Below are 24,086 nucleotides of genomic sequence, written 5' to 3' on the forward strand. Positions count from 1 at the left end.
TTGATTTCAATGTCCATGGTTGACTCAATCTCTGTCAATATTGATTGAATCAATACGATGAGAAGTGGATACGGTGACCTCCATGCGCGATCAAGAACCCACTCCCGGTCACCCCGAGCGGCGGCTGAGCACCAAGGAGACCGCCGAGCTGCTCGGTGTGAAGCCCGAGACCGTGTACGCGTACGTGAGTCGCGGACAGCTGGGCAGCAGGCGCGAGCCCGGTGGCCGGGGCAGCACCTTCGACGCCAAGGAGGTGGAGGCGCTCGCGCGGCGCAACAGACGGGAGAGCAACGGGAGTTCGGGTTCCGGGGGCGAGTTGTCCGTGCGCACCCGGATCACGCTCATCGAGAAGGACCGGTACTTCTTCAGGGGCGTCGACGCGACCGAGCTGGCCGCGCGCCACTCCTACGAAGAGATCGCCGAGTGGCTGTGGACCGGGGAGTTGCGTCCCGGGATCACGTTCACCGCGCCCAGGGCGGCCGTCGCCGTCGCTCGCCGCGCCGTCGACGCGCTGCCCGAACACGCTGGCCCCACCGACCGGTTGCGGGTCGCGGCCATCGCGGCGGCGACCGCGGACCCGCTGCGCTTCGACCTCTCCGAGGACGCCGTGCTCGGCACGGCCCGCACCCTCATCCCCACCCTCGTCGCCGCCCTGCCGCCGGTGCGGCGCACCCATCGCGACGAGGGTCCGCTGGCCCACCGCCTGTGGGCGCGGCTGAGCGGCCGTCCTGCCGACGAGGCGTCACTGCGCGTCCTGGACACGGCACTTGGCCTGCTCGTCGACCACGACCTGGCCGCGTCCACGCTCGCCGTGCGGGTCGCCGCCTCGGCCCGCGCGCACGCCTACGCGGCCGTCTCCTCCGGCCTGGGCGTCCTCGAAGGCCCGCTGCACGGCGCGGCCAGCGGTCTGGCGCACCGGATGCTGCTCGACGTGCTCGACCAGGGCAGCGCGGCCCCGGTGGTCGCCGACGAACTGCGGGCCGGCCGCCGTATCCCCGGACTCGGCCACCGGCTCTACCCGGGCGAAGACCCACGCGCGCGTGCCCTGTTCGCCCTCCTGAAGGACGTTCCCGGCGCCGGGCCCGCCCTCGCCGCGGCCCGTGACATCGTAGCCACCACCGCCCGCCACACCCCGCTGCACGCCAACGTCGACCTGGCGCTCGCTGTCCTCACCGCCTCCTCGGGCATGCCCTCCACGGCGGGCGAGACGATCTTCGCGGTCGCCCGGACCGCGGGCTGGATCGCGCACGCCCTGGAGGAGTACGGCGAGCGCCCGCTGCGGATGCGCCCCAGCGGTCACTACGTCGGCCCGAAACCGCCTCAACCACTACCGGAGTAGGACACGAGCCCGGCCGGAAGTCGCCCCGGGGCAAGTCAGGTTAGGCTCACCTCTGTGAGTACGTGCGCGACCGTCTCTCGGGACCTCGACGAGCCCATTTCCGGAACCGCGGCCACGGCGACAACGTGGCTGCTGCTGGAACAGCCCGGTCCTTGGGGTGCCAAAGCGCTCACTTCGAGCCACCTGGACCCCGTGCTCGGGCGTGCCCTGGAAACGGCGGCCACGAACACGGGCGTGCGGATCGCGCTCATCCGGCGTCCCGGGCGGCACGCCGACCCTGCGCCGTCACGGGTACGCCAGGTGTACGCGGCCCACACCGTTCCTGGAAACGCGTGGCTGCACAGCGCCACGACGACCGACCCGCGAGACCTGCTCGGCCTCGACTTCGCCGCCCTCGGCGCGGGCGACCCGCACTCGTTCGGCTCGGCGCTCGGCGGGCGAGCCCACACCGGTGATCCGCTCGCGCTCGTCTGCACCAACGGCAAGCGCGACCGCTGCTGCGCGCTCCTGGGCCGTCCGCTCGCCGCGGAACTCGCCGCCTCCGGGGTCGAGGGCGCCTGGGAGGTCACCCATCTGGGCGGCCATCGCTTCTCACCCACGGTGCTCGTCCTGCCGTACGGCTACGCGTACGGGCGCGTCGGCGCCCACACCGTCAAGGAGATCCTCCAGGGCGTCCAGGAGGGCCGTGTGGTCGTCGAGGGCTGCCGGGGCGCTTCGGCCTGGGAACGGCCCGGACAGGCGGCGGAGCTGGCCGTACGGACGGCGGCACGCGAGTACGCGACGGACGCGCTGAGCGTCGTACGGACGGACGGCGGCGCACCCCGCTGGGAGGTGACGGTCGCGCACACCGACGGACGCCACTGGCGCGTGATCGTCGCCCAGGGCGCCTCACTGCCGCCCCGGCCCGAAAGCTGTGGGGCGTCGGTTCTCGGCGCGCCGGCACGGATGGACGTGGTGGCGGTGCGTGAGCCGGCGACGGCGCTGTCGAACTGAGGCGGCCCCCTCCCGGGCACTTCCCTGGGCAATTGACCATCGGGCTCAGATCTAGCTCAAGTCGATTGAACACCTGATCACCGGTGGCTAAGTTGAACGTCGTTCGCACATGGGAACTTCACTTTCACCCCGTCGCAGCCGTACTCGCAGGCCGAACGACACCAAATTGTGCGCGACCATTCACAACTGACCAGGGGGAAAAGAACATGAATTGGAAGAAGCGCGGATTCACGGCCACGGCCCTCGGTGCGGCCGTCGTGCTCGGCGGTGCCACCGCGGCGTTCGCGGAAGGTCCGCACTACCCGCAGACCTCCGGGCGGGTAGCCGGCGGCACCCACAACCAATGCACCTACAACTGGATCCAGGCCGACACGACGAACTTTCCTGGATACCACGGCAAGCACGTGTTCCTTTCCGGCATTGCCTACTACAGCGCCGGCGGGGGCAGCGATCCGCGCTGCCACCCTCATGTGGAGATCACGTACAAGAACAACGCCGGGGCCGACTCCCACACCTGGGGAAAGAAGCAGAGCAACGGCTCGTTCGAGGCGGCGGTGGCGGCCAAGTCCTACAAGTCGGTCTACTACACCGAGATGTGGGTCGCGAACAACAGCGGCAAGACGATCAAAGGCACTTACATCATGGTGAACCCCAAGGGCAAGATCCTCGCCAAGGGATAGAAATTCCTCGCGGCGGACGTGCAGGGAATTTCGTCGTCCTTGCCCAGATGGGCCCGTACGGGAGGCGTCCTTCCGTACGGGCCCATCGCCCCGGAGGACGAAATGACTGAGGAAATCGCACCCATTTCCCGTGGCAATCCCACCTTTCCGATGCAGCCGCACACGCGGATTCGCCACGAGATTCATGCCACACCCCTGGGGGCGACCGCCGTCCGCCCACGTACCGTCGTGGGCATGAGTTCCACTCCTCCCGCGCGCCGCCGACGCCTCGGGCTGCCCAGGCGGGCGTTCTCACAGGTTCTGCTGATGCAGGTCGCCATCGCCGCGGGAGTCGCGGTGCTCGCGACCGGACTCTTCCTGGAACCGCTGAGCAAACAGCTGGACCACGAGGCGATGCGCCGCGCTCTGGCCATCGCCCAGACCACGGCGCAGGACCCGCAGATCGCCGCAGGCGTCCAGAACACCCCGCCGACCAGGAACGGCCCCGTGCAGAAGGAGGCCGAGCGGATCCGGCACGCCACCGGGGCCGAGTACATCGTGGTGATGAACCGGCAGTGGGTGCGCTGGTCGCATCCCACGCCCGGGGAGATCGGCCGCCGTGTCTCCACCGACCCGAGCGACGCCTTGGCGGGCAAGGACGTCATGGAGATCGACAAAGGCACCCTGGGCCGCTCGGCCCGCGGCAAGGTGCCCCTGTACGACACCGACCACCGGATCATCGGGGCCGTCTCGGTCGGTATCGCCTACGACAGTGTGCGCGCCCGGCTCCTCAGTGCGATCCCCGGGTTGTTCGCCTACGCCGGCGGTGCCCTCGCGGTCGGCGCGCTGGCCGCCTGGCTGATCTCCCGAAGGGTTCAACGGCAGACCCGTGACCTGGCCTTCTCCGATATCTCGGCGCTTCTCTCGGAGCGCGAGGCGATGCTGCACGGTATCCGCGAGGGAGTCGTGGCGCTCGACCGCGGCGGCCGTATCCGCCTGCTGAACGACGAGGCCCGCAGACTGCTGGGCATCGGCGACGAGGCCGTCGGCCGGTCTCCCGACGAGGCGCTCGGCGAGGGCCGTACGACCGACGTCCTGGCCGGCCGGGTGACCGGCACCGACCTGCTCACCGTGTGCGGCCAGCGGGTCCTGGTCGCCAACCGCATGCCCACCGACGACGACGGTGCCGTGGCCACCCTGCGCGACCGCACCGAACTGGAGCAGCTCGGCCGGGAGTTGGACTCGACGCACGGTCTCATCGACGCTCTGCGTGCCCAGGACCACGAGCACGCCAACCGGATGCACACCCTGCTCGGCCTGCTGGAACTGGAGATGTACGACGACGCCGCGGAGTTCGTCGGCGAGGTGGTCGGCGATCATCGGGTCACCTCCGAGCAGGTGACGGAGAAGATCCAGGACCCGCTACTGGCCGCCCTCCTGGTCGGCAAAGCGACCGTCGCGGCCGAACGCGGGGTCGCGTTGTGGGTCGCGGACCGCACCCGGCTGCCGGACCGGGTGATCGATCCCAGGAGCCTGGTCACGGTCGTGGGCAACCTGGTGGACAACGCGCTGGACGCGGTCGCCGGCACCGCACACGCGCGCGTGGAGGTCGAATTGCGCTCCGAGGGCCGCGCGATCGTGCTCAGGGTGCACGACACAGGACCCGGGATCTCCGCGGACCAGCGGGAGTTGGTCTTCACCGAGGGGTGGTCCACCAAGAAGCCACCCGCGCACGGCAAGCGGGGACTGGGGCTCTCTCTGGTGCGACGATTCGCCGAACGACAGGGCGGCAGCGCCACCGTGGGCGAAGCGGACGGCGGGGGCGCGCAGTTCACGGTCGTACTCCCCGAGGCACTGACCGAGCCGGAGCCGGAACTGGTGCTCGCCCCGGCCGACGAGGAGTCACGATGATCGAGGTCCTGGTCGTCGACGACGACACCCGGGTGGCCCGGGTCAACGCCGCCTACGTCGAGAAGGTCCCGGGCTTCCACGTGGCCGGCGAGGCCCACAACGCGGCCGATGCGCTCCGCCAGTTGGAGACGCTGCCCCGCCTCGACCTGGTCCTCCTGGACCACTATCTGCCGGACGACACGGGGCTCGCGGTGGTCCAGGAGATGCGCCGACGCGGCCACCAGACAGACGTGATCATGGTGACGGCGGCCCGTGACGTGACGACCGTGCAGGCCGCGATGCGGCAGGGGGCGCTGCAGTACCTGGTGAAGCCGTTCGCCTTCGCGGGCCTGCGGGCCAAACTGGAGGCGTACGCCGAACTGCGCCGCACCCTCGACGGCGGCGGCGAGGCCGAACAGGCCGAGGTGGACCGCATCTTCGGCGCCCTGTCCACGCCGTCGGAGCCCGGACTGCCCAAAGGACACTCCCCCACCACCGCGGAACTCGTGCGCCAGTCCCTGATGAACGCCGAAGGCCCCCTGTCCGCCCAGGAGATCGCCGACCGCACCGGGGTGAGCCGGCAGACCGCCCAGCGCTATCTGAAGCTCCTGGAGCGCACCGGACGGGCCAGACTGACGCTCAAATACGGCGACGCGGGCCGCCCCGAACACAGGTATGTGTGGGCGACCCGCGCCTGAACGCGCTCACGCTGCGGTCGTACGACCGTCTCGTACTGTCACTTGGCGGCCTCGACGAACTCCGTCGTGTAGGTCTTGCCGAGGTCGACGTCGGCGTTCTTGATGTTCGGGTTGAATGCCTTGAGCACCTTCTCAACGGTCTCGGGGCCGTTCTCGGGCATCACGCCGTCATCGGTGAACATCGGCAGCGTGTCCTTGATGGCCTCCGTGTAGAGGGCCTTGTCGCCCTGGGAGTAGTCGGCAGGCATCTTGGCCGCTATGTCGGATGCACTGTGTGTGGACATCCACTTGAGCGTCTTGACGAATGCATTGACCAACTTCTGGACGGTGGCCTTGTGTGCATTCACCCAGTCCGTCTTCATGTACAGACTTGACGACGGGTACGGCCCGCCCAGCGCCTTCTGCGAACCCTCGGGGGTGCGCATATCGACGAGGATCTTGCCCGCCTTCTTGCTCAGGACGGTGGCGACGGTCGGGTCGGTGGTCATGCCGCCGTCGATCGCGCCCTTCTGGAGCGCCGCGATGAACGTCGGTCCGGCTCCCACCGCGACCGGGGTGAACTCGCTGACGTTCACACCGTTCTTGACCGCGAGATACTTGGTGAGGAAGTCGGTCGAGGAGCCGAGACTGGTGACGCCGAGCTTCTTTCCTTTGAAGTCCTTCGGTGAGGCGATGTCACCCGCCGCCTTGGTGGAAACGATCTCCACCTCACCCGGTGCGTGCGAGAACTGCACGACGGACTCGACGGACTTGCCCTTCGTCTGCAGGTCCAGGGTGTGGTCGTAGAAGCCGACGGTCCCCTGGACCTGCCCGGCGACCAGCGCGGTCTCGGCCTGGACGCCTGCGGGTTCGCTCAGCATCTCCACATCGAGGCCCTCGGCGTCGAAGTAGCCGAGCCGCTGGGCGAGCATCGCGGGCAGGTAGATGACCTTGTCCAGGCCACCGACCATGATCTTGACCTGTTCGCCCTTGCCGTCGCCCTTGCTGCCGGCGGCGGTGCTGCTGGCCGCGTCGTTGGCACAGGCGGTGAGCGAGGAGAGGGCGAGCAGGCCGGCGGCGGCCAGCGAGGTGTATCTGGCGGTGTTGCGCATGCGGTTCACGTCCTTGCGGGAAGGCGGTGCGAGGAAGAAGGCGTGGGGGGGGAGAAGGCGTGGGGAAGAAGGCGTGGGGCCCGAGGGCCTGTGCATCGGGGCCCGGCAGGCCGGTTCAGCTGTCGGAGTCGGTCGGCTTCCAGCGGAAGATGCGCCGCTCGGCGAAGGTCAGCAGCCCCTCCGCAGCGAGGGCGACGACAGCGAGGATGACCATCGCGGCGTACACACCGGCGGCGTTGAAGGTGTTCTGGGACTGCTGCACGAGGAGGCCGATGCCTTTGATGGCGCCGATGTACTCGCCGACGATGGCGCCGATCAGGGCGAAGCCGAAGCTGACGTGCAAGCTGGTGAAGATCCAGGACGTGGCCGACGGGATGACGACCTGAAGGGTCACCCTGCGGTCGCTGGCGCCGAGGATCCGGGCGTTGGCCACCAGGTTGCGATCCACCTCGCGTGCGCCCTGGAAGGCGTTGAAGAACACCGGGAAGAAGACGAGCACGACGGCGGAGGCGACCTTGGAGGAGGGGCCGAGGCCGAACCAGATCAGGAAGATGGGCGCCAGGACGATCCTGGGGATCGAGTTGAGCACCTTGATGTATGGGCCAAGAACCTCGGCGAGCAAGGTGATCCGCCCGAGCGCGATACCGAGGAGAACACCGGCGATCACACCGATGACCCAGCCGAGCAGCGCCTCGTACAGCGTGTACCAGATCTGCTCACCGAGGGAGCCCTGAGCGGTCCCGTGGGCCACCCAGGTCCAGATCTGGTCCCAGATCTTCGACGGCATCGAGAAGTTGAACGGATCGATGACCTTGGCCCGGGAGAGCGTCTCCCACAGACCGAGAACGGCGACCAGGAGCAGCACTCTCGCCGCCCCGACACCGAGCTTGCGTTTACGGGCGGCACGCGCGCGTGAATGGGCGCGGTCCGTCTTGCCGCCGGGCTCGGCCGCGGTCGGCACGACCCGGTCCTCGGGTATGACGTCAGGCGACATTGGCCGCACCCCTCTCGCGCGTGATGCGGACCTCTTCGCCGAGGGACTCCCAGATCTCGCGGTAGATCTCGATGAACCGCGGCTCCAGGCGGACGGATTCGACCTTGCGCGGCCGTGGCAGGTCGATGTCGAAGACCTGCTTCACGGTGGCCGGTCCGGCGGTCATCACGACGACCTTGTCGGCCAGCGCGATGGACTCCTCCAGGTCGTGGGTGACGAAGACGACCGAGGCGCCTGTGCCCTCCCACAGCTCCAGGAGTTCGTCCGACATCAGCGCCCTGGTCTGCACGTCGAGCGCCGAGAACGGCTCGTCCATCAACAGGATCTCGGGGTCGTTGACGAAGGTCGCGGCGAGCGCAACGCGCTTGCGCATACCGCCGGACAGCTGGTGCGGATAGCGGTCCTCGAAGGCGGAGAGCCCGACCCGGGCCAGCCACTCACGCGCCTTCGCCCTGGCCTCGGCCTTCGGTACGCCGCGGAAGCGCGGGCCCGCCATGACGTTGGACAGGACCGTGCGCCAGGGGAAGGTGGCGTCCTGCTGGAAGACGAAGCCGACCTTGTCGCCGACGCCGGAGACGGGCTCCCCGGCCACCAGCACATCGCCCTCGGAGGGCTCTTCCAGTCCGCTGACGAGGGTCAGCGTGGTCGACTTGCCGCAGCCCGTGGGGCCCACGACCGCCACGAACTCGCCACGCCCGACGGTGAGATCAAGCCCCCGTACGGCCGTGTGCAGACCCCCCGACGGGGTCCTGAAGGTCTTGCTCGCGCCCCGCAGCTCGATGGCGGGGCTGGTGTCTGCGCTCATGGCCGGGACCGTAGATGTGGCCCGGACCACAACAGGAGTCTTCTGGGCGCAAGCCGTTCTTTTGCTCGCAAGAGCCTGTTGTGCTCGTTTTGCTCGCGCTACAACTGCGGAGCCGAAACACGGGCTTAACGCTCGCCTGGCCTTGAGGAAAGAGGCCCAATGATTGACGTCATGGTCGTGGACGACGACTTCCGTGTCGCCGAGATCAACGCCAAGTACGTGGGAAAGGTTCCCGGTTTCCGGGTCGCCGCCCGCGCACACAGCGCTGCGCAGGCGCTGGCCACCGTGGAACGCGGAGCCATCGACCTCGTACTGCTCGACCATTACCTGCCCGACCAGACGGGTCTCGAACTCGTCCACCGCATGCGGCAACAGGGCCACACGACCGACGTCATCATGATCACGGCGGCCAGCGACGTGACGACCGTGCAGCGGGCGATGCGTCTGGGCGCCCTGCACTACCTGGTCAAGCCGTTCACCTTCGCCGCCCTGCGTACCCGCCTGGACTCGTACGCCGCCCTGCGCCGCACCGTCGACCGCGTCGGCGGGCGCGGGATCGCCGGTCAGGAGCAGGTCGACCGCATCTTCGGCGCCCTGCGCACGACCCCCGCACCGGCCTCCCCCGGTCTGCCGAGCGGCCAGTCGGAACCGACCACCGACCTGATCTGCGGCGTCCTGCACCGCGCGGGCCACCCGCTCTCGGCCCACGAGGTAGCCGCCGAGACCGGCCTGAGCCGCTCCACGGCGCAGCGCTACCTCCGCCACCTGGAACAGTCCGGCCGCCTCCGCCTCTCCCTCAAGTACGGCGACACCGGCCGCCCGGAGCACCGCTACGCCTGGGTGGCGCCGTAGCCGCGCGGCAGCCGCGTGGGCCGGCAGCGGCGTCCCTACGACGGCGGCGGGCGCCCCGGCTACACCGCCCCCGCCCCCGTCAGCGCCCGTACCTCGGTCTCCGCGTGTTTGGCCTCGTCCGGGACCTCCGGCGAGGTGACCGTGCCGAGCCAGCCGGCCAGGAAGCCCAGCGGGATCGAGACGAGGCCGGGGTTCTGGAGGGGGAAGAACTGGAAGTCGACGCCCGGGAACAGTGATTCGGGGCTGCCCGACACGACCGGTGAGAGCAGTACGAGGGCCAGCGCGGGGATCAGTCCGCCGTATACGGCCCAGACGGCGCCGCGGGTGGTGAAGCCGCGCCAGAACAGGGAGTAGAGCAGCACCGGGAGGTTCGCGGAGGCGGCGACGGCGAAGGCGAGGCCCACCAGGAAGGCGACGTTGAGGTCCCTGGCGAGCAGGCCCAGCGCGATCGCGATCACACCGATGCCGACGGCCGCCGTCCGCGCCACCGCCACCTCGCTGTACGGCTTGGCACGCCGGCGTCGCAGCGACGCGTAGAGGTCGTGGGCCACGGATGCGGAGGAGGCCAGCGTGATGCCGGCGACCACCGCGAGGATCGTGGCGAAGGCCACGGCGGCGACGATCGCGAACAGGACTGTGCCGCCTGTGGAGTTGGCGCCGCCACCCAGGTCGAGTGCCAGCAGCGGGACGGCGGTGTTCCCCGCCGCGTTCGACTTCTTGAGGGCCTCCGGTCCGACGACGGCGGCCGCGGCGAAGCCGAGCACGATCATCATCAGGTAGAAGCCGCCGACGAGCCCGATCGACCAGATCACCGAACGACGCGCGGCCCGCGCGGTCGGCACGGTGTAGAAGCGGGACAGGATGTGCGGCAGTCCGGCCGTCCCCAGCACGAGCGCCAGGCCCAGGCTGATGAAGTCGAACCGCGCGGTCCAGTCCCCGCCGTACCTGAGCCCCGGCGCCAGAAACGCCAGGCCGTGACCGCTGCGGTCGGCCGCGCTGAGCAGCAACTGGTCGACGTTTCCATGGAAGCGCAGCAGGACCAGCACCGTCAGCGCCACGGTGCTGCACAGCAGCAGGACCGCCTTGACGATCTGGATCCAGGTGGTGGCCCGCATCCCTCCCAACGACACGTAGATCACCATGAGCGCGCCGACGCCGATGACGGTCCACGCCCGCGCGGCCGGGCTGGTCCCGCCCAGCAGCAGCGACACCAGGCTGCCCGCACCCACCATCTGTGCCACCAGATACAGAACGGACACGGTGACCGAGGAAGTTCCCGCCGCGATCCGCACGGGCCGCTCGCTCATCCGCGCGGCGACCACGTCGGCGAGCGTGAACCGCCCGCAGTTGCGCACCAGTTCGGCGACCAGGAACAGCACCACGAGCCAGGCGACGAAGAAGCCCACCACGTAGAGCATGCCGTCGTAGCCGTACAGCGCGATGAGCCCGGTGACGCCGAGGAAGGAGGCGGCCGACATGTAGTCGCCCGCGATGGCAAAACCATTCTCCATCGGGGAGAAGAGCCGCCCGCCCGCGTAGAACTCCTCCGCCGAACCGTGCCGGTTGCGACTCACCCAGGTCGTGATCCCCAGGGTGACGGCGACGAACCCGCTGAACAGCAGCAACGCCAGCGTCTGATGATTGCCGGTCACAGAACACCGCCTCGTACACCACGCGTCAGTTCCTGGGTGTCCCACCGCAGTTCGAGCGCGGCCCGGTCCCTGCGCAGCCGCGCGTGGCGGGCGTACGCCCAGGTCAGCAGGAACGTGGTGACGAACTGCCCGAGCCCCGCGACCATCCCCACGTTCACGGCGCCCGCCACGGGCCGGGCCATCAGTCCGGGCGCGGTCGTCGCGGCCACCACGTACGCCACGTACCAGGTGAGGAAGACGATCACGCCGGGCACCACGAACCTCAGATACCGGCTGCGCACTTCCTGGAAGGCCGCGCTGCGCTGCACGTCGAGGTACACGTCCCCGGCCCGCAGTGCCGGTCCCTCGCCCTCCCTGCGTGCGGCCGGCACCTCGGAGGTGGGCACTCCCGTGCCGTCCAACTCGCCCCAGCCGGACGCGAGTGCGTCGTACCACGGGTCGTGGTACCTCACCTTTCCGGATGCCTCGGCGGGGGCCAGGTCATGACCTTCATGGTTCTCGGCCGGACTCTCGTGACCACTCGCGCCACCGCGGGGACGACCGTTGCTTGACTGCATGCCCAAGGATGGACAGAACGGGAAGATCCCCGACTCTTCTTCTCCGGGGTCTTCACCCCATCAGGTGACTCAACGCGCTGGTGGCCGCACCAGTCCCTTCCCGTAGGCGTAACGCACCGCCTGCGCACGGTCCTTGAGCCCCGTCTTGCCGAACAGGTTGTTGATGTGGGTCTTCACGGTCGCCGTGGAGACATGCAGTGTGCGGGCGATCTCCTGGTTGGTCAGGCCCTCGGCGATCAGCACCAGCACCTCGGTCTCCCGCGTGGTGAGCCCGTCCGGCGGCTCGGCGGGACCCGGTGACGGCTGCGGCTCGGGGTCCGACAGGCGTTCCAGCAGCCGCCGTTGGATGCTCGGCGACAGGCCCGCGTCCCCGGAGAGCACGCTCTGCACGGCCCGTACGATCTCGTCGCCGCCCGCGTCCTTGGTGAGGTAGCCGCGTGCTCCCGCGCGCAGCGCCGGGAAGAGTGACGCGTCGTCCGCGAAGGTCGTGAGCACCACGACCTGCGTTCCGGGATGCTCCGCACGGATCCGCCGGGTCGCCTCCACACCATCGCAGCGGGGCATGCGCAGATCCATCAGGACGACGTCCGGGGCGAGTTCGGCGACGAGCCGCACCGCCTCGTTCCCGTCGGCCGCCGCGCCGACGACCTCGATCCCGGACAGCAGCCCCAGCAGCATCACGATGCCTTCCCGTACGACGGTCTGGTCGTCCGCGACCACGACCCGCGCGGGCCTCTTCACGGCCTCCTCCGTCATGCGGGCACCTTCAGCGTCACCACGAATCCCTCCTCCTCCGGCTCGGCCCGCAGCGAACCGCCCAGCAACTCGGCGCGTTCCCGCATGCCCAGCAGACCGTACCCACCTCCCGCACCGGTCAGTTCACCGGGCGAACCGCCCGAGTCCCGTACGTCCAGCCGCACTTCGTGTTCGCCGTACTCCAGCCGAAGCCGCACCTTGGCGCCCGGGGCATGCTTGCGGACGTTCGTCAGGGCCTCCTGGGCGACCCTGCGCACGGCCTGCGAGGCCTCGGCCGAGAGCTGCCGCCTGTCACCCGTAACGGTGACCTCCGCACCGGCGGTCGTAGCGACGATCTCGGTCAGGAAGTCCTCCAGCGGGGTCATCTCGCCCCGCAGCGCGGACAGGGCCTGCCGGGTCTCGGCGAGGCCGTCCCGGGCCATTCCCCGTGCCGCCACGACCCGTTCGAGGATCGTCTCCCGGTCGGCGCCCCGCTCGATCAGCAGCCGGGCCGCCTCCAGGTGCACGAGCTGGGCGGACAGGCTGTGGGCCAGCACGTCGTGGATCTCCCGGGCTATGCGGGCCCGCTCCGCCAGCGCGGCGGACTCCGCCTCGGCCGCGCGGGCCATGCGTTCCTGCGTGAGCAGCCGCTGGGCGTTGCCCCGGGCCTCGGCGTCGAGGCGGAGTGTGTAGCCGGCGAGGGCCAGTCCGGCTGTCGTGACCGCGGTGGTCAGCCATACGTCGTTGTTGACCGCGGCGAAGGTCGCGAGGGAGACCGATGTCACGGGCAGGGCGACCGCGATGGGCAGCCGCTCCAGCGAGCTGACCGCGCAGCCGCACCAGACGACGAGAGCCGGGACCGTGAAGTCGGCCGCCTGTCCCGCTATGGCGATTCCGAGGAGCGCGGCGATGAGGGCCACCGACGGCCAGAGTCTGTGGGCGAGGGTGGTGCGCCAGAAGGCCCAGGCGAGGGCGGCGGTCACGAGGATTCCGGCAATGCGTCCGGCGAGGGCCCAGCCGTGGAAGCGGTGGCCTGTGAAGGCGCCCCACAGCAGCATGCCGATCACCAGTAGCCGGACGGCCCAGGCGAGCAGGCGCCGGGGCCGTGAGACTCCCGCTCGGCTCAGCGCCTCCCGTGAGGGCCAGCGCGTCCACGCGTTCTCCGTCACGCGCGCTCCTTCCGGGCGGGCTGCGCCACGCCCAAACCGTACGCCGGGGCGGATCCGGCCGTCCCGGTGAATGACTGGGCCCGCCAGGTCATGACGCCGGCGCGGACCAGCAGCGTTGCCGCGAGTCCGAGCATCAGGGCGGCGGAGGTGTTCGGGTGCACGCCGATCAGCGCGCCCAGGGCGATGAGGCCGACTCGCAGGGCTATGCCGACGATCCAGACGCCCCCGCTCGCCTTGGTGCTCTTGCTCCACACGGAACCGTCCGTCTCGACCCACAGGCGTGTGGTCCAGGCCCAGCCGGCTCCGGTGGCCAGCGCGACGAGCAGTTCGACGCCGAGCAGGAGGGCCGACCCGGTGTGGTGGTGCGCGTCGAGTACGTCGGGCTCGCGGAGGGCGAAGACGGCGAGGATGGCGGGGAGGAGCCACCAGCGCCGGTCGGTGCCGATCTGGCGAGCGCTGAACTGTCGCACGATCACCAGGGCGGCGACGGCCACGATCACCAACGCGTTGACGAGCCCGGACATCAGAGCCTCCGTGAGCGGAAGGGGATGTCGGCGGCGAGCGCTGCCGACGTCTTCGAAGCTACGGAAATCCGCTGGTCGGCAGATCGGCGCCAGGGTGGATCGTGGGTGGATCCGCCGACCGCGCCGACCTCCACCCACGGGTGGAGCGGACCGACGGCGCCGGGCATCCGCCGGTGCCTCGGTTCCGGGCCCGGAACGGGCGCGGAGCGGGACCGGAGCCGATGCCCGGCGCCGTCGGTCGCACGTCGACGGTCACCCGTCGAAGATCACGCGTCGAAGATCACGCGTCGATCCTCGACCGGTCCAGTGTCGCGGCCGAGCTGGAGATGAACTCCTTGCGCGGTGCCACGTCGTTGCCCATCAGCAGATCGAAAACCTGCTCGGCCGCGTCCAGGTCGGAGAGGTTGATCCTGCGCAGGGTGCGGTGGCGGGGGTCCATCGTCGTCTCGGCCAGCTGGTCGGCGTCCATCTCGCCGAGACCCTTGTAGCGCTGGATGGAGTCCTTGTACCGGACGCCCTTGCTCTGGAACTCCAGGAGCTTTTCGCGCAGCTCGCGGTCCGAGTACGTGTAGACGTACTTGTCCTGGCCCTTCTTGGGCTGGACGAGCTCGACGCGGTGCAGCGGCGGCACCGCGGCGAACACCCGGCCGGCCTCGACCATGGGCCGCATGTAGCGCTGGAACAGGGTCAGGAGCAGACAGCGGATGTGGGAACCGTCCACATCGGCGTCGGTCATCATGATGATCTTGCCGTAGCGGGCCGCGTCGAGGTCGAAGGTGCGACCCGATCCCGCTCCTATGACCTGGATGATGGCGCCGCACTCGACGTTCTTCAGCATGTCGGTGACTGACGACTTCTGGACGTTGAGGATCTTGCCGCGGATCGGCAGCAGCGCCTGGAACTCGGAGTTCCGGGCGAGCTTGGCGGTACCGAGCGCGGAGTCGCCCTCGACGATGAACAGCTCGCTGCGCTCGACGTCGTCGCTGCGACAGTCGGCGAGCTTGGCGGGCAGCGAGGAGGTCTCCAAGGCCGTCTTGCGGCGCTGCGCGTCCTTGTGCTGCCGGGCCGCGATACGCGTACGGGCCGCGGCCACGGCCTTCTCCATGACCACGCGGGCCTGGGCCGCCGCGTCACGCTTCGTCGAGGTCAGGAAGTCCTTGAACTCCTTGGTGACCACGTTGGTGACGATGCGGCGGGCCGCCGACGTACCGAGCACCTCCTTGGTCTGGCCCTCGAACTGAGGTTCGGCGAGCCGGACGGTGACGACCGCGGTGAGGCCCTCCAGGGCGTCGTCCTTGACGACGTCGTCCTCGGCGACGCGCAGCAGCTTCTTGGCGCGCGCCACCTCGTTCATCGTCTTGACGATGGCCTGCTCGAAGCCGGCGACGTGGGTGCCGCCCTTGGGGGTGGCGATGATGTTGACGAACGACTTGAGGTTCGTGTCGTAGCCGGTTCCCCAGCGCAGCGCGATGTCGACGCCGAGTTCGCGGGTGACCTCGGTGGGTGTCATCTGGCCGTGGTCGTCCAGGACGGGCACCGTCTCCTTGAAGGTGCCCTGGCCCGACAGGCGGAGGACGTCGCAGACCGGCTTGTCGCTCGCCAGATACTCGCAGAACTCGCTGATGCCGCCGTCGAAGCGGAAGGACTCCTCGCCCTTGCTGCCGCCCTCGCCGAGGCCGTACTCGTCGCGGACGACGATGGTCAGCCCGGGCACCAGGAACGCGGTCTGGCGGGCCCGCTGGTGCAGGTTCTCCAGGGAGAGCTTGGCGTCCTTGAGGAAGATCTGGCGGTCGGCCCAGTAGCGCACGCGCGTGCCGGTGCGGCTCTTGGGGATCCGCTTGGTCTTGCGCATGCCACCGGGCTCGAACGCGGAGTCGGGACCGCCGGCGGCGAAGGAGCCGGGCACACCGCGCCGGAAGCTGATGGCGTGGACGCTGCCATTGCGGTCCACCTCGACGTCGAGCCGCGCGGACAGGGCGTTCACCACGGAGGCGCCCACGCCGTGCAGACCACCGGAGGCGGCGTACGAGCCGCCGCCGAACTTGCCGCCGGCGTGCAGCTTGGTCATGACGACCTCGACACCGGAGAGGCCGGTCTTGGGCTCGACGTCGACCGGGATGCCCCGGCCGTTGTCCCGGACCTCCACCGAGGCGTCGTCGTGCAGGATCACCTCGATGTGGTCGCAGTAGCCCCCCAGGGCCTCGTCCACGGAGTTGTCGATGATCTCCCACAGGCAGTGCATCAGGCCACGGCTGTCGGTCGACCCGATGTACATGCCCGGGCGCTTGCGTACGGCCTCTAGCCCCTCAAGGACGAGCAGGTGCCGCGCGGTGTAGTTGGAACCGTCCCGGTCTGCTCCTGCCAGCAGCGCTGTCGACGGCACGGACGTTTCGGCGGTCACGCGGTTCGCTCCTCGCTGAATTTCAGATGAGGCCCTTTTGGGTAAGGGCTCGGCTTCGGTTGCCGCTCAGAGGGTACCGAGGCCTGGTAGAGCCGTTGTAACGCCACCCTCGTCTCCTCCTCACACTAGTCCAGGGTCGTATACCTGTTCGATCCCTCGATGGAGTGAAGTACATATCACGTTCCCTTCGGGGCATGAACCATTTAGGCTCCGGGCACGTCCTCATGAACAACCGGCAACCCAGCCGGGAGGACCGACCCCTGACCCACAGCGCGAACCCGTACAGACACATAGACACGCAATACGGCACATTCGCCGCCAACCGGCAGCAGACAGCAGCCCCGGAAGATTTTTCCGAGGAAAAGCCCAGAGCGGGAACGTTTTCGGGCTGGTTGGATGTTGACCCTGGTACGACAGCTCGTCGAGCTAGAGAAGAGGCGACGTGACTACTGTTCTGACCCCCGCGAGCCCGCTGACGGCCGCCGATCGCTGCGACCGCTGCGGCGCCCAGGCATACCTGCGCGTCGTCCTGCTCAGCGGCGGAGAACTGCTCTTCTGCGCCCACCACGGCCGCAAGTTCGAGCCGGAACTCAAGAAGATCGCCGCTGAGATACAGGACGAGTCGGAGCGACTGACCGCCGCTCCTGCAGCAAGCACTCCTGAAGAAGAGCGCTGACACTTCGCGTCCACGACGAGCCAGCACCGGCACAGGCCGGCGACGGGCGGCCCCACTCCTGAACCACAGGAGTGGGGCCGCCCGTCCTCGTATCCGTGGATGCCCCTCAGCGGCCGTCAGGCGCCCTTGTGCGGCCCCGGTGCGCCACTGTGGCGGCCAGCGTCCGCAGGACGTCGGACACCCGGGTGTAGACGCCGGGGCTCCCGGCCCGCCCGCACCCGCTGCCCCACGACACCAGCCCGATCAGCCGGCCCTGCGCGACCAGCGGCCCCCCGCTGTCCCCCTGACAGGCGTCACGGCCCCCCTGAGGCTCTCCGGCGCACAGCATGGCCTCGGGGAGGTAGGTGCCGTCCGCGCTGCCCGGGTAGGCCTCCTCGCAGCGTGCGTCGGGCAGCACGTGCACGCGCGCGGCGTGCAGACTGCCCGCGTAGTCGCCACCACCGCTGAGATCGCCCCAGCCGTAGACCGCGGCGGCCGTGCCCGGCCGGTAGGCGCTGTCGCCGGCCGCCGCCATCCCGATGACCGAGCTCTGGGGCAGCGGTTCGGCGAGGGTGAGCACGGCGAAGTCGCCGGCGTTGCTGGCGGTGTCGTAGGCCGGGTTGACCCACACGTCCCGTACGGCGATCGTCTGGCCGCTGCCCGAGAGCAGGTCCGTACGGCCCGCGAGGACCTTGAGGTCGCCCGCGCGGTTCGGCGGCGTACCGAGGACATCGTCGCCCATGCAGTGGGCCGCGGTCAGCACGGTGGTCCGGCTCACGGCGACGCCTCCGCAGAACTGTCCCGCCCGGGTACCCCCGAACCGGTCACGACTGGACAGCGCCACCGTCCACGGGCTCTCGGAGACATCGACCGGGAACCCGCCGACGACGATGCTGTCGGCGGCCACAGGGGCCGCGGAGACCAGCGGTATGGCGGACGCGGCAGCCGCCAGGACCAGCGGCCGGGTCAGCGCCCGGGCAAAGGGACGACGCATGCACGTTCCTCACTCTGGGATGGTCATCGGAGACCCAGAGTGATCCAGCGGGCCGCGCCGCGCACCCGCGGCCCAGCACGAAGGCCCGGCTCCCCGAGGGGAAACCGGGCCTTCCGTGTCGTACGACTAGGGCCTAGTCGAGGTAGTCGCGGAGCACCTGCGAACGCGACGGGTGGCGCAGTTTCGACATGGTCTTGGACTCGATCTGGCGGATGCGCTCACGGGTGACTCCGTACACCTTGCCGATCTCGTCGAGGGTCTTCGGCTGACCGTCGGTGAGACCGAAGCGCATCGAGACCACGCCGGCCTCGCGCTCGGACAGGGTGTCCAGGACGGAGTGCAGCTGCTCCTGGAGGAGCGTGAAGCTGACCGCGTCGGCCGGGACGACGGCCTCGGAGTCCTCGATGAGGTCACCGAACTCGCTGTCGCCGTCCTCACCCAGGGGGGTGTGCAGGGAGATGGGCTCGCGGCCGTACTTCTGGACCTCGATGACCTTCTCCGGGGTCATGTCGAGTTCCTTGGCCAGCTCCTCCGGGGTGGGCTCGCGGCCCAGGTCCTGGAGCATCTGGCGCTGCACGCGCGCGAGCTTGTTGATGACCTCGACCATGTGCACCGGGATACGGATGGTGCGGGCCTGGTCGGCCATCGCGCGGGTGATCGCCTGACGGATCCACCAGGTGGCGTACGTGGAGAACTTGTAGCCCTTGGTGTAGTCGAACTTCTCGACCGCGCGGATCAGACCGAGGTTGCCCTCCTGGATGAGGTCCAGGAACAGCATGCCGCGGCCGGTGTAGCGCTTGGCCAGGGAGACCACCAGACGGAGGTTGGCCTCCAGGAGGTGGTTCTTGGCGCGGCGGCCGTCCTCGGCGATGATCTCCAGCTCGCGCTTGAGCTTGGGGGCGAGCTTGTCGGCGTTGGCCAGCTTGTCCTCGGCGAACAGGCCCGCCTCGATGCGCTTGGCGAGCTCGACCTCCTGCTCGGCGTTGAGGAGGGGGACCTTGCCGATCTGCTTGAGGTAGTCCTTGACGGGGTCGGCGGTGGCACCGGCGGCGGCGACCTGCTGCGCGGGCGCGTCGTCCTCGTCCTCGTCGGAGAGTACGAAGCCGGCGCTCTCGGCGCCCTCGGGCTCGTCCCCGGTCTTGCCGGGCGTCTCCTCGGCTGCCTCGTCGTCGACGAGTTCGGCGTCGTCCTTCTTGGCGCTGGTCTTCTTGGCCGCCGCGGCAGTCGTCTTCTTGGCGGCGACCTTCTTGGCGACCGCCTTCTTGGCGGGCGCCGCCTTCTTGGCAGCGGCCCTCTGGGCGTCGTCCTCGGCGGGAGCGTCGGCGAGGGGCGCCGCCGGAGTCGCGGTGGCGGTGGCCTTCTTGGCGGTCACCGTCTTCGCGGCGACCGTCTTGGTAGCGGTGCGCTTGGCCGGACTCTTCGCTGCGACGCTCTTTCGGGTGCGCTTGGGCTCCGCGGCACTGACCATCAGCGTCACACCCTCTTCCTCAAGGATCTGATTGAGGCTGCGCAGTACGTTCTTCCACTGAGTGGCCGGAATCTGGTCAGCTTCGAAGGCCCGACGCACGTCATCGCCGGCGATCTGCCCCTCAGCCTTTCCCCGCTCGATGAGCGCCATGACAGAGACGGACTCGGCGATCTCCGGCGGGAGCGTACGGGATGTGCTGGCCGACACGAACAACCTCTCGGAACGATGGAAAACGGCTTCCGGCCCCGTCCGGTACGGACAGGAACCGACGACCGCCGACTTGGGGATGGGCCGACGGCGCGGGCTGGGGCCGGGAAGAATCACAGCGCCTTGAACGGCGTCCGTATTCCCTTCCGCGGCTGTCACCTCTTAGGTCATCGCGCAGTTCCCGCGAGCGTTACGCCCAATCTGCGTGGCCCGAGTCACACCCCGTAAGCGTTCAAAAACGGTCAGACACGGGCAGAGGAGGTCACCCAGGGCCGGGAGAGGCACTTCTCAAGGAGATACGGCCCCCGTCGCACCGCCGGACCCCGCCGGTTCCCTGAAGGATTCCTGCGGGGTCCGGCGGGAGACGGCGACCGGGTCGGGCGGCGCCACGAGCGCGCGGCGCACCTCGACCGCGCCGACCACCACGCGCGCGTCAGTGTTCGCGCGGGGCGGGCACCACGCGCTCCACCTCGGGGTGCACGATGAGCAGCTGCCGCATGGCCGCCTCGGCCGCCGCACCGTCGCCGGCGGCGAGGGCGTCGACGATCCGGGCGTGGTGCGCCAGGGACGCGTCGGTCGGGCGGTCACAGCCCGTGACCGGGCCGCCGGAGACCTGGAGGGCCGAGGAGACGATCCCGGAAAGGTGCTCCAGCATGCGGTTGCCCGCGACCTGGATGAGCAGCGAGTGGAACTCGGCGTCCGCGCGGGAGAAGGTCATCGCGTCGCCCTGCGCCATGGCGTGACCCATGATCTCGACCATGTCGGAGAGGCGCTGCTGGACATCCTCGCGCCCGTGCCCGGCGGCGAGGCGCGCGGCGAGCGGCTCGATCGTCCAGCGCAGCTCGCTCAGCTCGCGGCGCTGGTTGTCGCGCTGCGGGCCGAAGGCACGCCACTCGATGATGTCCGGGTCGAGGAGGTTCCAGTCGCTGACGGGACGCACGCGCGTGCCGACGTTCGGGCGGGCGCTGACCAGACCCTTGGCCTCCAGGACGCGCAGCGACTCACGGACGACGGTGCGGGAGACCTCGAAACGCTGGCCGATCTCCTCGGGCACCAGCGGGCGGTCGGCGCCCAGGTCGCCGGAAACGATCATCTGACCCAGCTGCTGGACGAGTTGGCCGTGCAGTCCGCGTCCGCGGCTGCCCGCGGCACGACGGCCCACGCGGCCCAGCTCGGGGTCGGAACCGTCCCAGGAAGGGGCTCCGAGGCGCTCGGTGACGGGCGCCTCGGCATAGGGGTAGCGGTCGAGTTCGCCCGGGCCGGCGAGACCGGAGTCTGCGGAGCGGGCGGCGGTCATCATGGTGTGCGCAAGGGTACTCACGGATCCTTTGTCGGCGCTGGCTCCAACTCCCTTGAGGTCTTTGGTGAAAAGCACACGAAAGGGTGATCGCTCACCCCGTCGCAATTGACGCCTTATCGGAAAGAAATGGGCTTTCTCCGGGGAGTTGTGCGCAGAGCGGGACCCGAAGGGCGCGCACGGTAGTCATCGGACCCTGCTACGCAGGGTCGTGAGCAGATACGCGCAGAGCAGTGCGGTCAGCGACAACGCCAGTGCCCCGCCCACGGGTTGGACGACCACTCGCGCCGCCGCGGACAGATACCGCTCACCCCCGAAGGGCCACTGCAGCAGGAACACCTGCCGCAACCGCAGGGGAAAGCCTGCCGCGGCCCGCACGGCGGGCCCTTCCAGCGCCTTGTGCACGAGGGGTACGACGAGAATCGGTACGGCGACCACCGCGGCGAGCCCGGCCGTGGTGGACCGGAAGATGCCCGCGGCCAGCACTCCGGCCCAGGCGCACCCGACGACGAGGCCGACCCAACTCGCGCTCGCCGAAAGCCAGTCGGCGGGAACCTGCGCGAGCTCCCGTCCGTATACGAGATAGAGCACTTCGGCGTCGCAGCCCACCGTGAGGAAGCCCAGCAGCAGCGCGGTGGCCGCGGAGACGAGGAGCTTCGCGAGGAGCAGCCCCATCCGCCTGGGGACGGTGCCGCGGTCCGCCGCCAGGGCAGGGTGGCGGAACTCGTCGCCGAAGGCGAACGCCCCGAGCAGTCCCGCGCCGAGCGCCGCGGGCGGCAGCGGCAGTTCCCGTGGCCAGGCGGCCAGCAGTCGCGACTGCGGGGTGTGCCCGATGCGGGCCAACAGCAGCGCGGTGAGGGCGGACACGACGAGTACGGCGGCCCCGGTCAGGAACCCGGTGCCGATACCGGTGGCCCGGCGCAGCTCGTAGCGGAGCGGACGCAGGGGGCTGGGCGCGGAGCGGACGGAGATGGGGGGCGGGAGCGGGGACAGGGTGTCGAGGGTGGCGGCTCGCGAAGGGCGCGGGGCACGCGCGCGGGGAAGGGTGCCGGTCGCCTCTTCGGGGTCGATGAGAGGCACCAGTCGAGAGGGAGCAGTACTCGGCACGCGCGGGCTGCGTGTCGCAGAGGGACTTGTGGTGGTCGGCTGAGCCTCGGGGTCAACGGCGGTGTCCCGCAAGGGACTGACGGCAGTTGCCTGAGCCTCGTACGGCGGGTGGGCCTGTGCGACAGGTTCCGGTTCCTCGGCGGCCTCCGAGCGCTCCGCCGAGGGGGCCGGCACACGCGGCTCGCCGCCGGTCTCCGGCTCGCCCTGGAGGGATGTTCCGGCCCCGGGCCCCATGTCGCCGATCTCGTCCGCGAGTTGATGTACGAGGATATCGTGCCGGAACGCCGTCTCGCCGACGTCGGCGCACGTACTGCCGTACACGGAAAGGCGGTTGCCGTCCTCCCGTACGACCTCGACCGAGCGATGCGCGGCGCGGGCCTCCTTGGCGAGGAGGGCGGCGAGGCGGGCGGCGTGCGGGGTGCGGACGGCGACACGGGGGCGCAGCCGGGTGCGGGCGAACTCTCCCGCCTCCTGGTCGGCAACGAGTCTGCCCTGTTCGAGGGTGACGACCCGGTCGGCGCTGCGGGCGGCCTCCTTGGGTTCGGCGGTGCTGAACAGGACCGTGCCGCCCTGGGCGGCGTGCGCGCGGAGCATGCCGTACAGCCAGCGGCTCTCGCGGGCGGAGAGCGCGTCCGCGGGTTCGTCCAGTACCAGCGTGTGCGGGTCGGACAGCAGGGCGCAGGCGAGGCCCAGGCGGCGGTCCATGCCGCGCGCGAGGCTGCCGAGGCGTTCGTCGCGCAGGCTGACGAGGCCGACCACTTCGAGGACCTCGTCGGCCCGCCGGGCCGGAACACCCGCCGCGGCACACAGCATCCGCAGATGGCCGCGGACCGAGCGGGCCGGATGGCCCGGCACGTCGCCCAGGAGCACGCCGACCTCGCGCGACGGGTGGGCGATGCGATGCAGGGGGCGGCCCCTGAAGTAGCTGATTCCACGCCCCTGTTGCAGCTCTAGCATGAGCCTGAGCGCGGTCGTCTTCCCCGCGCCCGGTGCTCCGAGGAGTGCGGTGACACTGCCCGCACGGGCCTCGAAGGAGACGTCGTCGATGGCGGGGGGATGCTCCTTGCGGGCGTTGCTGGTCAGTCCGAAGGCCTGGATCACCCACAGCAAGATAGCGCGCTATGTCCGTTTTTTCGGTCAGCGAACGGCCTGCACCGCAACGCTTGATCGCCCCGGTCCAGGTGCTGCGACGTCACACCTCGGGGCGCAGCATCGGCGGGTTGAGCAGCGTGGCCCCGCCGGCCCGGAACAGCTGCGCCGGGCGCCCTCCCTGACGGGTCGTCGTACCGCCGGTCGGGACGAGGAAGCCGGGTGTGCCGGTCACCTTGCGGTGGAAGTTGCGCGGGTCTAGCGCCACCCCCCACACCGCCTCGTAGACGCGGCGCAGTTCACCGACGGTGAATTCGGTGGGGCAGAACGCCGTGGCCAGGGACGAGTACTCGATCTTCGAGCGGGCGCGCTCCACCCCGTCGGACAGGATCTGCGCGTGATCGAAGGCGAGCGGCGCCACCGGATCGCCGTCACGCCCGAAGCCGCCCTGCTGCAGCAACTCCTCGACGGGCGCCCAGCGCGCGTTGCTGGCGTCGCCGCCCGCTCGGGGTGCCGGCAGGTCGGGGGCGAGTGCGAGGTGGGCGACGCTGACGACGCGCATGCGCGGGTCGCGCTTGGGGTCGCCGTAGGTCGCGAGCTGCTCCAGGTGCGCTCCGTTGTCCTGGACGGGGACCGCCGGGTCGTGGGCGCGCAGTCCCGTCTCCTCGGCCAGTTCGCGGGCGGCGGCCTGGGCCAGGTCCTCGTCGGCCCGCACAAAACCGCCGGGTAGCGCCCAGCGCCCCTGAAAGGGTGGCTCGCCCCTGCGTACCGCCAGCCCGCACAGAGCATGGCGGCGCACGGTCAGCACGACCAGGTCCACGGTGACGGCGAAGGGCGGATACGCTGACGGGTCGTAGGACATGCGGCGATCATAGTCGTCTGCCTGACGATAAACACTCCCTTCGTCGGT

At 69.9% G+C, this 24,086-nt stretch carries 21 protein-coding genes; 7 read left to right on the top strand and 14 right to left on the bottom strand.

Annotated elements, in window-relative coordinates:
• Positions 1–82 precede the first annotated feature (82 nt).
• The 5 genes from ACIBJH_RS37990 (at position 83) to ACIBJH_RS38010 (ending at position 5,579) form a co-directional block, all read left to right on the top strand.
• Positions 83–1,339 carry a citrate synthase gene (locus ACIBJH_RS37990; protein WP_399121487.1) on the top strand — a complete coding sequence of 419 codons (1,257 nt, stop codon included), beginning with the start codon at positions 83–85 and terminating at the stop codon, positions 1,337–1,339.
• A 54-nt stretch (positions 1,340–1,393) separates the two neighbouring features.
• The gene (locus ACIBJH_RS37995) at positions 1,394–2,332 is read left to right on the top strand and encodes a sucrase ferredoxin (RefSeq protein ID WP_399121488.1); all 939 of its coding nucleotides are present in this window, start codon (positions 1,394–1,396) and stop codon (positions 2,330–2,332) included.
• A 206-nt stretch (positions 2,333–2,538) separates the two neighbouring features.
• Complete coding sequence (locus ACIBJH_RS38000; RefSeq protein ID WP_399121489.1) at positions 2,539–3,012, top strand: hypothetical protein; 474 nt, start codon at positions 2,539–2,541, stop codon at positions 3,010–3,012.
• Positions 3,013–3,246: 234 nt separating this feature from the next.
• Positions 3,247–4,902, top strand: a complete 1,656-nt coding sequence (locus tag ACIBJH_RS38005) for an ATP-binding protein (protein ID WP_399121490.1) — start codon at positions 3,247–3,249, stop codon at positions 4,900–4,902.
• Positions 4,899–5,579: a response regulator gene (locus ACIBJH_RS38010; RefSeq protein ID WP_399121491.1), complete on the top strand. Its 681-nt coding sequence runs from the start codon at positions 4,899–4,901 to the stop codon at positions 5,577–5,579. Before ACIBJH_RS38005 ends, ACIBJH_RS38010 begins: the two co-directional genes overlap by 4 nt.
• Positions 5,580–5,617: 38 nt before the next feature.
• Here the strand turns inward: ACIBJH_RS38010 and ACIBJH_RS38015 are convergent, their stop codons facing one another.
• The 3 genes from ACIBJH_RS38015 to ACIBJH_RS38025 form a co-directional block, all read right to left on the bottom strand.
• Complete coding sequence (locus ACIBJH_RS38015) at positions 5,618–6,670, bottom strand: ABC transporter substrate-binding protein (RefSeq protein ID WP_399121492.1); 1,053 nt, start codon at positions 6,668–6,670, stop codon at positions 5,618–5,620.
• Positions 6,671–6,785: 115 nt separating this feature from the next.
• Positions 6,786–7,664, bottom strand: a complete 879-nt coding sequence (locus ACIBJH_RS38020; protein WP_399121493.1) for an ABC transporter permease — start codon at positions 7,662–7,664, stop codon at positions 6,786–6,788.
• Positions 7,654–8,469 carry an ABC transporter ATP-binding protein gene (locus tag ACIBJH_RS38025; protein WP_200709977.1) on the bottom strand — a complete coding sequence of 272 codons (816 nt, stop codon included), beginning with the start codon at positions 8,467–8,469 and terminating at the stop codon, positions 7,654–7,656. Before ACIBJH_RS38025 ends, ACIBJH_RS38020 begins: the two co-directional genes overlap by 11 nt.
• A gap of 159 nt (positions 8,470–8,628) precedes the next feature.
• Here ACIBJH_RS38025 and ACIBJH_RS38030 point away from each other — a divergent pair, with 159 nt between their 5' ends.
• Positions 8,629–9,321, top strand: coding sequence for a response regulator (locus tag ACIBJH_RS38030; protein ID WP_399121494.1), 693 nt, complete (start codon positions 8,629–8,631; stop codon positions 9,319–9,321).
• A 59-nt stretch (positions 9,322–9,380) separates the two neighbouring features.
• Here ACIBJH_RS38030 and ACIBJH_RS38035 read toward each other — a convergent pair whose 3' ends face one another.
• The 6 genes from ACIBJH_RS38035 to ACIBJH_RS38060 all read right to left on the bottom strand — a co-directional run bounded on the left by ACIBJH_RS38035 (position 9,381) and on the right by ACIBJH_RS38060 (position 16,359).
• Positions 9,381–10,973, bottom strand: coding sequence for a cation acetate symporter (locus ACIBJH_RS38035; protein WP_399121495.1), 1,593 nt, complete (start codon positions 10,971–10,973; stop codon positions 9,381–9,383).
• Entirely contained in the window at positions 10,970–11,530 is a 561-nt protein-coding gene (locus ACIBJH_RS38040; protein ID WP_399121496.1) for a DUF485 domain-containing protein, read from the bottom strand. The genes ACIBJH_RS38035 and ACIBJH_RS38040 overlap by 4 nt, the downstream gene beginning before the upstream one ends.
• A gap of 69 nt (positions 11,531–11,599) precedes the next feature.
• Positions 11,600–12,286, bottom strand: a complete 687-nt coding sequence (locus tag ACIBJH_RS38045; RefSeq protein ID WP_399121497.1) for a response regulator — start codon at positions 12,284–12,286, stop codon at positions 11,600–11,602.
• Positions 12,283–13,434 (bottom strand): sensor histidine kinase, encoded by a 1,152-nt coding sequence (locus ACIBJH_RS38050; protein ID WP_399121498.1) that lies wholly within the window; start codon positions 13,432–13,434, stop codon positions 12,283–12,285. The genes ACIBJH_RS38045 and ACIBJH_RS38050 overlap by 4 nt, the downstream gene beginning before the upstream one ends.
• Positions 13,431–13,958, bottom strand: coding sequence for a DUF1453 domain-containing protein (locus tag ACIBJH_RS38055; RefSeq protein WP_399121499.1), 528 nt, complete (start codon positions 13,956–13,958; stop codon positions 13,431–13,433). Before ACIBJH_RS38055 ends, ACIBJH_RS38050 begins: the two co-directional genes overlap by 4 nt.
• Positions 13,959–14,238: 280 nt before the next feature.
• Positions 14,239–16,359 (bottom strand): type IIA DNA topoisomerase subunit B, encoded by a 2,121-nt coding sequence (locus ACIBJH_RS38060; RefSeq protein ID WP_399121500.1) that lies wholly within the window; start codon positions 16,357–16,359, stop codon positions 14,239–14,241.
• A gap of 442 nt (positions 16,360–16,801) precedes the next feature.
• Here ACIBJH_RS38060 and ACIBJH_RS38065 point away from each other — a divergent pair, with 442 nt between their 5' ends.
• Positions 16,802–17,035 (top strand): hypothetical protein, encoded by a 234-nt coding sequence (locus ACIBJH_RS38065; protein ID WP_019072919.1) that lies wholly within the window; start codon positions 16,802–16,804, stop codon positions 17,033–17,035.
• Positions 17,036–17,141: 106 nt separating this feature from the next.
• Here ACIBJH_RS38065 and ACIBJH_RS38070 read toward each other — a convergent pair whose 3' ends face one another.
• The 5 genes from ACIBJH_RS38070 to ACIBJH_RS38090 form a co-directional block, all read right to left on the bottom strand.
• Positions 17,142–18,008: a S1 family peptidase gene (locus ACIBJH_RS38070; protein ID WP_399121501.1), complete on the bottom strand. Its 867-nt coding sequence runs from the start codon at positions 18,006–18,008 to the stop codon at positions 17,142–17,144.
• Positions 18,009–18,141: 133 nt separating this feature from the next.
• Positions 18,142–19,683, bottom strand: a complete 1,542-nt coding sequence (locus tag ACIBJH_RS38075) for an RNA polymerase sigma factor (RefSeq protein WP_200709968.1) — start codon at positions 19,681–19,683, stop codon at positions 18,142–18,144.
• 433 nt (positions 19,684–20,116) lie between these two features.
• Positions 20,117–21,004 (bottom strand): FadR/GntR family transcriptional regulator, encoded by an 888-nt coding sequence (locus tag ACIBJH_RS38080; protein WP_399121502.1) that lies wholly within the window; start codon positions 21,002–21,004, stop codon positions 20,117–20,119.
• Positions 21,005–21,166: 162 nt separating this feature from the next.
• Complete coding sequence (locus ACIBJH_RS38085; RefSeq protein ID WP_399121503.1) at positions 21,167–23,188, bottom strand: ATP-binding cassette domain-containing protein; 2,022 nt, start codon at positions 23,186–23,188, stop codon at positions 21,167–21,169.
• 91 nt (positions 23,189–23,279) lie between these two features.
• Positions 23,280–24,038 (bottom strand): NUDIX domain-containing protein, encoded by a 759-nt coding sequence (locus tag ACIBJH_RS38090; RefSeq protein ID WP_200716443.1) that lies wholly within the window; start codon positions 24,036–24,038, stop codon positions 23,280–23,282.
• Between the last annotated feature and the right edge of the window lie 48 nt (positions 24,039–24,086).

Origin of the sequence: Streptomyces sp. NPDC050548, assembly GCF_044457385.1 — a bacterium.
In the GTDB taxonomy this organism is placed as follows: Bacteria; Actinomycetota; Actinomycetes; order Streptomycetales; family Streptomycetaceae; genus Streptomyces.